11 protein-coding genes are annotated in these 13,382 nt (G+C 71.2%); 5 read left to right on the top strand and 6 right to left on the bottom strand.

The genetic code is table 11. The features are described from left to right. Positions 1-212 precede the first annotated feature (212 nt). The 4 genes from rlmN to ACZ3IJ_RS05135 all read left to right on the top strand — a co-directional run bounded on the left by rlmN (position 213) and on the right by ACZ3IJ_RS05135 (position 5,307). Entirely contained in the window at positions 213-1,319 is a 1,107-nt protein-coding gene (gene rlmN / locus ACZ3IJ_RS05150; RefSeq protein ID WP_361603639.1) for a dual-specificity RNA methyltransferase RlmN, read from the top strand. A 225-nt stretch (positions 1,320-1,544) separates the two neighbouring features. After that, positions 1,545-2,621: a thiamine ABC transporter substrate-binding protein gene (locus ACZ3IJ_RS05145; RefSeq protein ID WP_467466926.1), complete on the top strand. Its 1,077-nt coding sequence runs from the start codon at positions 1,545-1,547 to the stop codon at positions 2,619-2,621. Between the two features lie 47 nt (positions 2,622-2,668). After that, positions 2,669-4,285: an ABC transporter permease gene (locus ACZ3IJ_RS05140; protein WP_467466925.1), complete on the top strand. Its 1,617-nt coding sequence runs from the start codon at positions 2,669-2,671 to the stop codon at positions 4,283-4,285. After that, positions 4,285-5,307, top strand: a complete 1,023-nt coding sequence (locus ACZ3IJ_RS05135; protein WP_467466340.1) for an ABC transporter ATP-binding protein — start codon at positions 4,285-4,287, stop codon at positions 5,305-5,307. Before ACZ3IJ_RS05140 ends, ACZ3IJ_RS05135 begins: the two co-directional genes overlap by 1 nt. Positions 5,308-5,320: 13 nt before the next feature. Here ACZ3IJ_RS05135 and ACZ3IJ_RS05130 read toward each other — a convergent pair whose 3' ends face one another. The 5 genes from ACZ3IJ_RS05130 to ACZ3IJ_RS05110 all read right to left on the bottom strand — a co-directional run bounded on the left by ACZ3IJ_RS05130 (position 5,321) and on the right by ACZ3IJ_RS05110 (position 10,661). After that, entirely contained in the window at positions 5,321-6,424 is a 1,104-nt protein-coding gene (locus tag ACZ3IJ_RS05130; RefSeq protein WP_467466339.1) for an LOG family protein, read from the bottom strand. A gap of 296 nt (positions 6,425-6,720) precedes the next feature. After that, complete coding sequence (locus ACZ3IJ_RS05125) at positions 6,721-7,866, bottom strand: hypothetical protein (RefSeq protein ID WP_467466338.1); 1,146 nt, start codon at positions 7,864-7,866, stop codon at positions 6,721-6,723. Further along, positions 7,848-8,576 carry an ABC transporter ATP-binding protein gene (locus ACZ3IJ_RS05120; RefSeq protein ID WP_467466337.1) on the bottom strand — a complete coding sequence of 243 codons (729 nt, stop codon included), beginning with the start codon at positions 8,574-8,576 and terminating at the stop codon, positions 7,848-7,850. The genes ACZ3IJ_RS05125 and ACZ3IJ_RS05120 overlap by 19 nt, the downstream gene beginning before the upstream one ends. Before the next feature lie 229 nt (positions 8,577-8,805). Then, positions 8,806-10,185 (bottom strand): aspartate aminotransferase family protein, encoded by a 1,380-nt coding sequence (locus ACZ3IJ_RS05115; RefSeq protein ID WP_352191864.1) that lies wholly within the window; start codon positions 10,183-10,185, stop codon positions 8,806-8,808. Next, positions 10,170-10,661, bottom strand: a complete 492-nt coding sequence (locus ACZ3IJ_RS05110) for an Lrp/AsnC family transcriptional regulator (RefSeq protein ID WP_352191863.1) — start codon at positions 10,659-10,661, stop codon at positions 10,170-10,172. Before ACZ3IJ_RS05110 ends, ACZ3IJ_RS05115 begins: the two co-directional genes overlap by 16 nt. A gap of 206 nt (positions 10,662-10,867) precedes the next feature. On the opposite strand from ACZ3IJ_RS05110, the gene ACZ3IJ_RS05105 reads away from it, so the two are divergent. Then, positions 10,868-12,304 carry a gamma-aminobutyraldehyde dehydrogenase gene (locus tag ACZ3IJ_RS05105; protein WP_467466336.1) on the top strand — a complete coding sequence of 479 codons (1,437 nt, stop codon included), beginning with the start codon at positions 10,868-10,870 and terminating at the stop codon, positions 12,302-12,304. A gap of 52 nt (positions 12,305-12,356) precedes the next feature. Here ACZ3IJ_RS05105 and ACZ3IJ_RS05100 read toward each other — a convergent pair whose 3' ends face one another. Beyond that, entirely contained in the window at positions 12,357-13,262 is a 906-nt protein-coding gene (locus ACZ3IJ_RS05100; RefSeq protein WP_467466335.1) for a DUF1963 domain-containing protein, read from the bottom strand. Positions 13,263-13,382: the final 120 nt, after the last annotated feature.

Below are 13,382 nucleotides of genomic sequence, written 5' to 3'. Positions count from 1 at the left end.
GGCCGGACGTCCTGGCGGGCTGCGACATTCCTGTTACGGGTCGCCACGGCCCGTAACAGAAGGTTCCTAAGTGGCTCTGACCTGGGAGCTTCGCTCCCATCGAAGCGTGACGTGGGCCGTCCGCGCGGCCTCTCAGGTCGGCCAGGGGCGCCTACCGGCCCTGGCCCCTTCTACCCAGAGGGGTGAGTTTCGTCTGCGACACTGGTAGCACCATGCCCAAGCCCGGAGAACTCACTTTCGTCGCCCCCCGCGGAGCCAAGAAGCCGCCGCGGCACCTTGCCGACCTCACGCCCGCCGAGCGCAAGGAGGCCGTCGCCGCGATCGGCGAGAAGCCGTTCCGCGCCAAGCAGCTGTCCACGCACTACTTCGCGCGGTACGCCCACGACCCCGCCGAGTGGACCGACATCCCCGCCGCCTCCCGCGAGAAGCTGCAGGGTGAGCTGCTGCCCGACCTGATGTCCGTGGTCCGGCACATCTCGTGCGACGACGACACCACCCGTAAGACCCTGTGGAAGCTGCACGACGGCACGCTCGTCGAGTCCGTGCTCATGCGCTACCCCGACCGGGTCACCATGTGCATCTCCTCCCAGGCCGGCTGCGGGATGAACTGCCCGTTCTGCGCCACCGGGCAGGCCGGCCTCGACCGGAACCTGTCGACCGCGGAGATCGTGCACCAGATCGTCGACGGCATGCGCGCCCTGCGCGACGGCGAGGTGCCCGGGGGACCGGCGCGGCTCAGCAACATCGTCTTCATGGGCATGGGCGAGCCGCTCGCCAACTACAAGCGGGTCGTCGGCGCGATCCGCCGGCTCACCGACCCCGAGCCGGACGGGCTCGGCCTGTCGCAGCGCGGCATCACGGTCTCCACCGTCGGTCTCGTGCCCGCGATGCTCCGCTTCGCCGACGAGGGCTTCAAGTGCCGGCTCGCCGTCTCGCTGCACGCGCCCGACGACGAGCTGCGCGACACCCTCGTGCCCGTCAACACGCGCTGGAAGGTCCGCGAGGTCCTCGACGCCGCCTGGGAGTACGCCGAGAAGTCCGGCCGCCGGATCTCCATCGAGTACGCCCTGATCCGCGACATCAACGACCAGGCCTGGCGGGGCGACCTCCTCGGCCGGCTGCTCAAGGGGAAGCGGGTCCACGTGAACCTGATTCCGCTGAACCCGACGCCCGGATCGAAGTGGACCGCGTCCCGGCCCGAGGACGAGAAGGCCTTCGTCGAGGCCATCGCCGCCCATGGTGTCCCCGTCACCGTCCGTGACACCCGCGGGCAGGAGATCGACGGCGCCTGTGGACAGCTCGCGGCGTCGGAGCGCTGACCTTGTAGTCTGTGCTCGAACACATCTCCATATTCCGACAGGGGAGCGCCACAGCGCTGAGAGTGCGGTCACCGGACCGCAGACCCTCTGAACCTTGCCCAGGTCATTCTGGGTAGGAAGTTCGGTCGCAACTCGAGCTGTTGCGCCCTGCCCACCTTCGGGTGGGCAGGGCCGCGTCTCTTCCTGGTCACACCCAGGAGGAAATTTCCAGTGAGCACCAAGAAGATGGCCGCGGCGATCGCCGCCGCGCTGGGCGTCACCACCCTCGCCGCCTGCGGCGCCGACGACGTCAGAGGCGCGGCGGGCAAGAGCGGCGAGCCCGCGCCGAAGACCGTGACCCTCGTGAGCCACGACTCCTTCAACGCCTCCAAGGAGGTCCTGGCGGAGTTCACCAAGCAGACCGGCTTCACCGTCAAGGTCCTCAAGAGCGGCGACGCCGGCGTGGCCGTGAACAAGGAGATCCTGACCAAGGGCTCCCCGCAGGGCGACGTCTTCTTCGGCGTCGACAACACCCTGCTCTCCCGCGCGCTCGACAACGGCATCTTCGAGCCGTACGAGGCCAAGGGCCTGGACGCCGTCGCCGCCGAGGCGAAGCTCGACAAGGAGCACCGGGTCACCCCGATCGACACCGGCGACATCTGCGTCAACTACGACAAGAAGTACTTCGCCGACAAGAAGCTCGCGCCCCCGCAGACCTTCGACGACCTGGCCAAGCCGGAGTACAAGGACCTGCTCGTGGTCGAGAACCCGGAGAAGTCCTCTCCCGGCCTCGGCTTCCTCCTCGGCACGGCCGCCCAGTACGGCGACGACGGCTGGCAGGACTACTGGAAGAAGCTCAAGGCCAACGGCGTGAAGACCGTCGACAGCTGGGAGCTCGCCTACAACCAGGAGTTCTCCGGCTCGGCCGGCGGCCAGAAGGCCGAGGGAGACCGGCCGCTGGTCGTCTCGTACGCCTCCAGCCCGCCGGTCGAGGTGCTCTACTCCGAGCCCCAGCCGAAGGACGCGCCGACCGGCGTCTCCACCGGCACCTGCTTCCGCCAGATCGAGTTCGCCGGACTGCTGAACGGCGCGAAGAACCCCGAGGGCGGCAAGGCGCTGATCGACTTCCTGATCTCGAAGAAGTTCCAGGAGGACATGCCGCTGCAGATGTTCGTCAACCCGGTCACCGAGGGCGCCCAGCTGCCCGAGCTGTTCACCAAGCACGGTGTGGTCGTCGACAAGCCGCAGACCATGGCGCCCGAGAAGATCGCCGAGAAGCGTGACCAGTGGATCCAGTCGTGGTCCTCGCTCGTCCTGAAGTAGCCCGCAAGCGGTCCGACCGCCGGGGGAGCGCGGCGCGGCTCGGCCTGATGGCCGTGCCCGTCGCCTTCTTCGCGCTCTTCTTCGCCTGGCCCGTCGCCTCGATCGTCGAGCGCGGGCTGCGGGCCGACGGCGCCTGGCGGTTCGACCGGTTCGGCGAGACGCTCAGCCGGCCGGAGATCCTCGACGTCCTCTGGTTCACGCTCTGGCAGGCGCTCGCCTCCACCGCGCTGACGCTGCTCATCGCACTGCCCGGCGCGTACGTCTTCGCGCGCTTCGACTTCCCCGGCAAGGGGCTGCTGCGCGCGGTCGTCACGGTGCCCTTCGTGATGCCGACCGTCATGGTCGGTACGGCCTTCCTGGCGCTCGTCGGGCGCGGCGGGCTCCTCGACGAGCTGTGGGGCGTGCGCCTGGACACCACCGTCTGGGCGATCCTCCTCGCGCACGTCTTCTTCAACTACGCCGTCGTCGTCAGGACCGTCGGCGGCCTGTGGGCGCAGCTCGACCCGCGCCAGGAGGAGGCCGCCCGCGTCCTCGGCGCCTCCCGCTTCACCGCCTGGCGGACCGTGACCCTGCCGGCGCTCGCTCCCGCCGTCGCCGCGGCCGCGCTGATGGTGTTCCTGTTCACCGCGGGATCCTTCGCCATCGTCCAGATCCTCGGCGGACCGGCGTACTCCACCCTGGAGACGGAGATCTACCGGCAGACGGTCGACCGCTTCGACCTGACGACGGCCGCCGTCCTCACTCTCGTCCAGTTCGTGGCCGTCGGCGTCGTCCTCGCCGTGCACGCCCGGACGGTACGGCGCAGGGAGACGGCGCTGAAGCTCGTGGCGCCCGAGCAGACCGCGCGGCGGCCCAGGGGCTTCGGCCCGTGGGCGCTCTTCGGCGGCGTCCTGGCCTCCATCGTCCTGCTGCTGGTGCTGCCCCTCGCCGTGCTCGTCGAGCGGTCCTTCGACACCCCGGGCGGGTACGGGCTCGACTACTACCGCGCCCTGCAGTCCGTCGACCCGTCCGGCACCTTCCTGGTGCCCATGGTGGACACGATCGCGAACTCCCTCCGGTACGCCCTGGTCGCCACGGCCTTCGCCCTCGTCATCGGCGGCCTCGCGGCGGCCGCCCTGACCCGGCGGGCCGGCCGGCTGGTGCGCGGCTTCGACGCGCTGCTGATGCTGCCGCTCGGGGTCTCCGCCGTCACCGTCGGCTTCGGCTTCCTGATCACGCTGGACGAGCCGCCGTTCGACCTGCGGGCGAGCTGGATCCTCGTGCCGCTCGCGCAGGCGCTGGTCGGTGTCCCCTTCGTCGTACGGACGATGCTGCCCGTCCTGCGTGCCGTCGACGAACGGCTGCGGGAGGCGGCCGCCGTGCTCGGCGCCTCGCCGCTGCGGGCCTGGCGCGAGGTCGATCTGCCGCTGGTGCGACGGGCGGTGCTCATCGCTGCCGGGTTCGCCTTCGCGGTCTCCCTGGGTGAGTTCGGCGCGACCGTCTTCATCGCCCGGCCCGACAGTCCGACCCTGCCCGTCGCCGTGGCCCGGCTGCTCGGCCGGCCCGGGGAGCTCAACTACGGTCAGGCCATGGCCCTTTCGACGATTCTGATGGTGGTGTGCGCGGTGTCCCTGCTGCTGCTCGAACGGCTCCGCGCGGGCCGGACCGCCTCCGGGGAGTTCTGATGCTGCACATCGAGGGCGCGACCGTACGGTTCGGGGAGCGGGCCGCGCTCGACTCCGTGGACCTGGAGGTGGCCGACCACGAGATCGTGTGCGTGCTCGGGCCGAGCGGCAGCGGCAAGTCGACACTGCTGCGGGCCGTCGCCGGGCTCCAGGCGCTCGACGGCGGGCGGGTGCTGCTCGACGGCGCCGACCAGACCGGGGTGCCCGTGCATCGGCGCGGCGTCGGGCTGATGTTCCAGGACCACCAGCTCTTCCCCCAGCGGGACGTGGGCGGCAACGTCGCCTTCGGACTGCGGATGCACGGGGTGGAGCGGAACGAACGGGACGCGAGAGTAAGGGAGTTGCTGGAGCTCGTCGGTTTGCCCGGCGCCTCCGGGCGGGCCGTCGCCTCGCTCTCCGGCGGCGAGCAGCAGCGGGTGGCGCTCGCCCGGGCGCTGGCCCCCCGCCCCCGGCTGCTGATGCTGGACGAGCCGCTGGGCCAGCTCGACCGCGGCCTGCGGGAACGGCTCGTGGTCGAACTGCGCGGACTCTTCGGCCGGTTGGGTACCACGGTGCTCGCCGTCACCCACGACCAGGGGGAGGCGTTCGCACTCGCCGACCGGGTCGTGGTGATGCGGGACGGCGGGATCGCCCAGTCCGGTACACCGCTGGAGGTCTGGCAGCGGCCGGCCTCGGCGTTCGTCGCCCGGTTCCTCGGCTTCGACAACGTCGTGCCCGGGACGGTGAGCGGCGCGGCCGCCGGCACCGTGTGGGGCAAGATCCCGGTGCCGGACGGTTCGCCCGAGGGCGCGCGGCAGATCCTCGTACGCCCGGGCGGTGTCCGGCTGGTGCCCCCGGCCGACGGCCTGGCGTGCACGGTCGAGGCCCGCACGTTCCGCGGCACGCACGTCGCGGTCCTCCTCCGTCCGGCCGAAGGACCGCCGCTGGAGGCGGAGTGCGCGCTCCACCACGCGCCGGAGCAGGACGCGGAGGTGGGTGTGACCTTCGCCGTGGAGGACGTCGTGGTCCTTCCGGAGGACTGAGCCTTCCGGGTGCTCAGCGTTCGGGGCTCAGGCGGCGGAGGGCTTCCGGGGCGTCGTCGATCGAGTCGACCAGGGCGATGCGGGCCGCCATCGGGCGGTCCGCCGCGAGGGACCGGAGCAGCGGCCAGGCGGGCAGCCGCTCCGTCCAGTGCGCCGTGTCCACCAGGACCATGGGGGTGGGCTCTCCCCGCGACTCGTAGTAGTTCGGGGTCGTGTTGTCGAAGATCTCCTGCACCGTGCCGGCCGCGCCCGGCAGGAAGATCACACCGGCGTCGCACCGGGCGAGCAGGCCGTCCTCCCGGGTGGCGTTGGCGAAGTACTTGGCGATGTGACCGGCGAACGGGTTCGGCGGCTCGTGGCCGTAGAACCAGGTGGGGATGCCGACCGAGTCGCCGCCTTCCGGCCAGCGGGACCGGACGTCGAAGGCCGCACGCGCCCACTCGGTGACGGAAGGGGTGAACGACGGCTCCTTGGCGAGGAGTTCGAGCGCCTCGTCGAGGACGTCGTCGGAGAGCGGGGCGGTGTACGCCCCCAGGTTCGCGGCCTCCATCGCGCCGGGTCCGCCGCCGGTCGCCACGGTGAGTCCGGTACGGGCCAGGGTCCGGCCGAGCCGGGCCGCTCCGGCGTAGGCGTCGCCGCCACGGCCCATCGCGTGCCCGCCCATCACGCCGACCACCCGGGCGCCGTCGAGCAGTTCGTCCAGGGCGTCGGAGATCGCGTCGTCGTGGACGGAGCGGAGCATCGAGGCGAAGACGTCGCCGTCGGCCTTCGTCCGCTGGAACCAGTCGTACGAGAGGAAGTCGGGGGTCGCCTCGTACCCCTCGCCCTCGACGCGGTCGAACAGTTCACCGGGGGAGTAGAGCCGGGCGCGGTACGGGTCGAACGGGAGATCCGGCACGGGCGGGAAGACGAGCGCCCCGTCGGCGCGGACCTTCGCCGCGGCCTCGGGCTGCAGCGCGCAGCCGAGGAAGACGGCGTCGGCGGTGGGGGTGGAGAGCAGGGCGGAGGTCCGGTCGGTCAGGTCGACCGACTGGACCCGGTATCCGAGGAGGGACCCTCGGGCGATCACCGCGTCGAACTCGGCGGGGGTGTGGATCTCGCGTTCGTGGCGGGTCATGGGGCCAGCGTAGGTCCCTGCGTCGCGGACCCGAACCGGGGGCGCCGGCCCGGTCGACGCCGTCCAGGGGCGGTGGTGCCGCGCCACACGCGGTGGTGCCCCGGCGACGGCGCCTTCCGGCGCCGGCCCGGTCGCGCCGCGGTGTCGGGGCCGTGTCCCGCGATACCGGGACTGCCCTCCGAGGACTGGGACCCGTGTTCCTGCCGCTCACGCCCCAGCGCGCCCATGGCGCCGCGGTGCGGCGCCATGGGCGGGGCCGCGCCTGCCCCGCGCCCCGTCTCTCACGCCCCCGCCCCTCACGCCCCCAGCGGGACCGCTGCCAGGCGGCCGACCAGGATGGTCAGGGGGAGGAAGACCGCCGTCAGCGCGCCCGCGCGCATCAGTGCCGCCGAGCGGAGCACCGTGGGCGGGGCGCCCAGGCGGACCAGGGCCTCGGTCGTGTGGGCACGGCACTGCCTGGACTCCAGGGCCGCCGTCAGCAGTGTCGCCGTGGTGCAGGTCATCACCAGCACCGCGCCCAGTCCGGTCAGTGGCCCGAAGCCGCCCGTCCCCCTGTCGTACAGCGCCGCCGCCGCGACCGCGCCCGAGGCCACCGCGCACACCACGCCCAGCGGGCGCCCGATGCGGCGGGACTCGTCCATCAGGACGCGTCCCGCGAGGAGTCGGATCGCGCCCGGGCGGACCGTCTGGAGCAGTCGGCCGCACCAGTGGGTGATGCCGGGGCCCGCCGTCGCGAGGCCGATCGCGGTGAGGATCCAGCCCGCGAGGACCCCCGCCGGGTTGCCGTCGAGGCGCCCCGGGAGCGGCAGCCCGCCGCCGTCGGCGCCCTGCCCCGCGTACGTCTCGACGGCGAGGCCGACCGCGAGCAGGGCCACGCCCCAGGGCAGCCCCGAGGGCGCCGTCCGCTCGACGCCGTCGGGGGCCGTCGGGCGCTTCCCCGGCCGCAGGGCGAGGCCGGCGGCCGTGGAGGCGGCCACCGGGAGGACGGCGAGGAGCGTGAGCGCCGCGGCGAGCGGGATCGGCCGGCCCGCGGCGAGCAGCTCGGCGGCCGCGCCGTCGAACGGCAGGCCGGTGATGTCGCCGCGCAGGTGAAGGTAGAACAGCAGCGCGACCATCGAGCCGAGGGTGCAGGAGACGGCCGTCGAGGCCGCGGCGATCGCCGTGAGCCGGGCCGGTCCGAGTCCGATCGCCGAGAGCCCGGGGCGCGGCCGGGTGCTGGGGTCCGTACGGGCGACGGCGACCGCGAACTGCACGGTCGCGGCCATCGGCACCACGCACCACAGCAGCCGCAGGGTCGCGGCGGCCGACCGGTCCGGGTGGCCCACGGCGTACCCGAGCGTGCAGAGCAGCAGAAAGCCGACCCCCGCGGCCGCCGCGGCGACCAGGAGGCGCCGCAGCAGCACGAGGGGGTGGGTGCCGCGGACTAGACGGAGAGCGAGCACGCGGCGACGCCCTCCGCCCCGTTGGCCGGTGACGAGGAGCCCACCCGGCGGCCGTCGAGCAGGGCGACCGAGCGGTCGGCGAGCGAGGCGACCTCCGGGTCGTGCGTGGCGAGCAGCACGGTGATCCGGTGCGAGCGCGCCGCGGCCGTGAGCGTGCGGAGCACCTGCGCCCCGTCGGCGCGGTGCAGGGAGGCGGTCGGCTCGTCGGCGAAGAGCACGGACGGCGTGGTGACCAGCGCCCGGGCGATGGCGATCCGCTGCCGCTGCGACTGGGTCAGCGCGTGCGGACGCTTACGGGCGCAGGCGCCGATGTCGAGCCGCTCCAGCCACTCCATGGCGGAGGCCTTCGCGGTCCGGTGCGAGACCCCGCGCAGCAGGAGCGCCAGGGCCGCGTTCTCCCAGGCGGTGAGCTCCGGCACGAGTCCGGGCTCGGGGTCGATCCAGCTGAACCGGTCGCGGCGCAGCCGTTCGCGCTGGACCGCCGTCATGGTGTGGACGGGGCTGCTGTTGAACCAGACCTCGCCCTGCTGGGCGACGGTCTGCCCCGACAGGCAGCGCATCAGGGTGGTCTTGCCGCTGCCGCGCGGGCCGACCAGGGCGAGGATCTCGGCCTCGCGCACCCCCAGGGAGACGCCGGTCAGGACGTCCGCGCCCTCCAGGGTGCAGTGCAGGGAACGCGCCCAGAGCACGTCGTTGTCCGGTGGGGCCATCGCGTACACCTCGATGTCGGATCCGATTCTTGCGTTCCCCCGTCCGAGGGAACGAAGGGACGGGCCTGTCGGTCACTGGGCACCGTAAGGATTCAGATCCGTTTGTACGGACAGCACACGGCCCGGGTTGCCGCCATCCACTCGGATGGCGGCAACCCGGGCCGGGGTCACGCCGTGAGGGCGGCGTGAGGTCCTGCGTCCCCGCGCGGGGCGGGGACGGCGGGGAGGGTCAGAGCTTGGTCCACGCCTCGGTCAGCACCGAGCGCAGGATGCCTTCGATCTCGTCGAAGGTGCCCTGGTCGGCGATGAGCGGCGGGGCCAGCTGGATGACCGGGTCGCCACGGTCGTCGGCCCGGCAGTAGAGGCCGTTCTCGAAGAGCGCCTTGGAGAGGAAGCCGTAGAGCACGCGCTCGGTCTCCTCGTCCGTGAAGGACTCCTTGGTGACCTTGTCCTTCACGAGCTCGATGCCGTAGAAGTAGCCGTTGCCGCGGACGTCGCCGACGATCGGCAGGTCGTGCAGCTTCTGCAGCGTCGAGAAGAAGGCACCCTCGTTGTCCAGCACGTGCTGGTTGAGGCCTTCCTTGTCGAAGATGTCGAGGTTGGCGATGGCGACCGCCGACGACACCGGGTGGCCACCGAAGGTGTAGCCGTGCAGGAAGGTGTTGTCACCCTTGTAGAACGGCTCGGCGATGCGGTCCGAGACGATGCAGGCGCCGATCGGGGAGTAGCCCGAGGTCATGCCCTTGGCGCAGGTGATCATGTCCGGCACGTAGCCGAACTTGTCACAGGCGAACATCGTGCCGAGGCGGCCGAAGGCGCAGATCGTCTCGTCGGAGACGAGCAGCACGTCGTACTGGTCGCAGATCTCGCGGACCCGCTGGAAGTACCCGGGCGGCGGCGGGAAGCAGCCACCGGCGTTCTGCACCGGCTCCAGGAAGACGGCCGCGACGGTCTCGGGGCCCTCGAAGAGGATCTGCTGCTCGATCTGGTCGGCGGCCCAGCGGCCGAAGGCCTCGGGGTCGTCGCCGTGGATCGGGGCGCGGTAGATGTTCGTGTTCGGCACCTTGTGCGCGCCGGGGACCAGCGGCTCGAAGGGGGCCTTGAGGGCCGGCAGGCCGGTGATCGACAGGGCGCCCTGCGGGGTGCCGTGGTAGGCGACCGCACGCGAGATGACCTTGTACTTGGTGTGCTTGCCCTGCAGCTTGAAGTACTGCTTGGCCAGCTTCCAGGCGGTCTCGACGGCCTCGCCGCCACCGGTGGTGAAGAAGACCTTGTTCAGGTCGCCCGGGGCGTAGTCGGCCAGGCGCTCGGCCAGCTCGACGGCCTTGGGGTGCGCGTACGACCACACGGGGAAGAACGCGAGCTCCTGGGCCTGCTTGTACGCGACCTCGGCCAGCTCCTTGCGGCCGTGGCCGGCGTTGACCACGAAGAGACCCGCGAGTCCGTCGAGGTACCGCTTGCCCTTGTCGTCGAAGATGTAGGTGCCCTCGCCACGCACGATGGTGGGCACGGGAGAGTTCTCGTACGAGGACATGCGGGTGAAGTGCATCCACAGGTGGTCGTACGCGGTCTTGGACAGGTCCTGGGTCACGATTATCGAGTTCCCCACATATAGGTCTGCTTCTTGAGCTTGAGGTAGACGAAGCTCTCCGTGGAGCGCACGCCGGGGAGGGTTCGGATGCGCTTGTTGATCACATCCAGCAGATGGTCGTCATCCTCACAGACGACCTCCACCATCAGGTCGAACGAGCCCGCGGTCATGACCACGTACTCACATTCCGACATGGCAGTCAGTGCTTCCGCGACCGGATCAAGGTCGCCCTCGACGTTGATGCCGACCATCGCCTGCCGCCTCAGACCCACCGTGAGCGGGTCGGTGACGGCGACGATCTGCATGACGCCCTGGTCGAGCAGCTTCTGGACGCGCTGCCGGACGGCCGCCTCGGAGAGGCCCACGGCCTTGCCGATCGCGGCGTACGGACGGCGACCGTCCTCCTGGAGCTGCTCGATGATCGCCAGAGAGACGGCATCGATCGTCGGGGACGAACCGGAACCGGTTCTGGAGTTCGTGCTTTGACTGGCCACGCCTTCACTCTGCACCGAGACTCGTCGGTCTGGCAAGCCCGAAGCGATGAAATTCGTTGTTTGAGGTCGCGGATCGCACTGAATCCGAAGTTGGCGGATGTCAGGCCTGTCGAAAGCGTCAGGGAAGCGATTAGGCTGGGGTGTCTCAGCAAACGGGACGCCGCACGACGAAGTGCGACCAAGAACGTGACAGGAGGGGTGGCAAAGTGACCACCGAGCTGCGCCGGCTGCGTAACTACATCAACGGGGAGTTCCGGGACGCCGCCGACGGACGGACCATCGATGTGGTCAACCCGGCCACGGGCGAGGTCTTCGCCACGTCTCCGCTCTCCGGACAGGCGGACGTCGACGCCGCCATGGACGCGGCCGCGGCCGCGTTCCCGGCCTGGCGTGACACCACGCCCGCCGAGCGCCAGAAGGTCCTGCTGAAGATCGCGGACGCCTTCGAGGAGCGCGCCGCCGACCTGATCGCCGCCGAGGTCGAGAACACCGGCAAGCCGGTCGCCCTCACCGCGAGCGAAGAGATTCCGCCGATGGTGGACCAGATCCGCTTCTTCGCGGGTGCCGCCCGGCTGCTCGAGGGCCGCTCGGCCGGCGAGTACATGGAGGGCCTGACCTCCATCGTCCGCCGCGAGCCCGTGGGTGTCTGCGCCCAGGTCGCGCCGTGGAACTACCCGATGATGATGGCCGTGTGGAAGTTCGCCCCGGCGCTCGCCGCGGGCAACACGGTCGTCCTCAAGCCCTCGGACACGACCCCCGCGTCGACCGTCCTGATCGCCGAGATCATCGGCCAGATCGTCCCCAAGGGCGTCTTCAACGTCATCTGCGGCGACCGCGAGACCGGCCGCGCGATGGTCGAGCACCCGACCCCGGCGATGGCCTCCATCACCGGTTCGGTACGCGCAGGCATGCAGGTCGCGGAGTCGGCGGCCAAGGACGTCAAGCGCGTCCACCTGGAGCTGGGCGGCAAGGCCCCGGTCGTCGTCTTCGAGGACACCGACATCGCCAAGGCCGTCGAGGACATCTCGGTGGCGGGCTTCTTCAACGCGGGCCAGGACTGTACGGCCGCGACCCGTGTCCTCGTGCACGAGTCCATCCACGACGAGTTCGTGACGCAGCTCGCCAAGGCCGCCGCGGACACGAAGACCGGTCAGCCGGACGACGAGGACGTGCTCTACGGCCCGCTGAACAACGCCAACCAGCTGAAGCAGGTCTCCGGCTTCATCGACCGCCTCCCGGCCCACGCCAAGGTCGAGGCCGGTGGCCACCAGGTCGGCGAGAAGGGCTACTTCTACGCCCCGACCGTCGTCTCCGGCCTCAAGCAGGACGACGAGATCGTCCAGAACGAGGTCTTCGGCCCGGTCATCACGGTGCAGTCGTTCCGTGACGAGGAGCAGGCCCTGGAGTTCGCGAACGGCGTCGAGTTCGCCCTCGCGTCCTCGGTCTGGACGAAGGACCACGCCCGCGCGATGCGGATGTCGCGCTCGCTCGACTTCGGCTGCGTGTGGATCAACACCCACATCCCGCTGGTCGCGGAGATGCCGCACGGCGGCTACAAGAAGTCCGGCTACGGCAAGGACCTCTCGGCGTACGGCTTCGAGGACTACACGCGCATCAAGCACGTGATGACGTCCCTGGGCTGAACCGCCTGACGGACAGGACGGGCGGCCGGGGTTCACCCCGGCCGCCCGTTGTTCATGAGCAGTCGTGGCGGTACGCGAACGGCAGGTCGGGGCAGCTCGCGCAGACGAACACGTACAGCCCGCCCATGTCGCCCAGCATCAGGCCCGGCGCGCCCTGGAGCGCGCGCCACTCCTCGTGCGGCAGGTCGAGGACCGTCCCCGTCGTCGGAAGGTCCTCCGTCGGCACCCAGCTACGCCACGACTCCCCGTCGAACTCCCGGCTGGGCACGGACAGCAGGTGGTCCATCCGCCGCCCGCAGCCCTCGCAGCCTGGCCAGTTCGGGTCCTGCGTCCAGGTCGGGAAGCCGCCTACCTTGACGCCCGGGGCGACCGACAGATGTGACCAGTACGACCAGCCGGTCTCCTCGTCCACCTCGTCGAAGCGATCCTCCAGGGCGTCGAAGACCTCCTCGGGAAGGTCCCAGGCGGCGAACTCGTCCACCCGCTCCGGGTGGAGCACACACGGGTCCGGCACGTAGTCCGCGCGGGCGCCCTCCGGACGGGGCGGGTCCGTCAGCGCGTCGACGTCGGCGCCGCTGTCCCGCCAGTACAGCTCGGGACGAGGCGAGTAGAACGGCTCGTGGTCGAACGGGCACCACAGCATCTGCAGCAGGTCCGTGCCCTCGGGGAAGGGCAGTTCGGCCACGTCCGGCGCGTACAGCTGGAGCACCGGCACCAGCGGCTGCGGGCCCGCGCCCTCGGGCGGGGTGAAGGCCGTGCGCGGATGGTCCTCGGTGCAGTGCGGCCACGGCTCGGACACCGGCCAGAGCAACGGCCCGCCCATCGAGCTGTCGAGCACCCCGGGGCTTCCGGCGCGCGGGTGCAGCCGGACGGTACGCGCACGGTAGGGCACCAGCTCGGGGAACAGGGCCGCCACATCGAGTGGGCGCGGCGGGGTCGTTCGCGTGTTGTCGGCCATGACGGCAAGGTACGGCAGAGGTCTGACAGTCCGGTCCGGCGGACGACCGGACGCCGATGAACGGCCGGGTTCCGCCGTCATGATCGACAGGGTGTCGGGGCCGCGGTCCTTCCGTCGACG

The sequence above is a fragment of the Streptomyces sp. NPDC013317 genome, from assembly GCF_055563155.1.
Note: the sequence above shows the minus strand (reverse complement) of the source record. Positions and strands in the feature narration are given on the sequence as shown.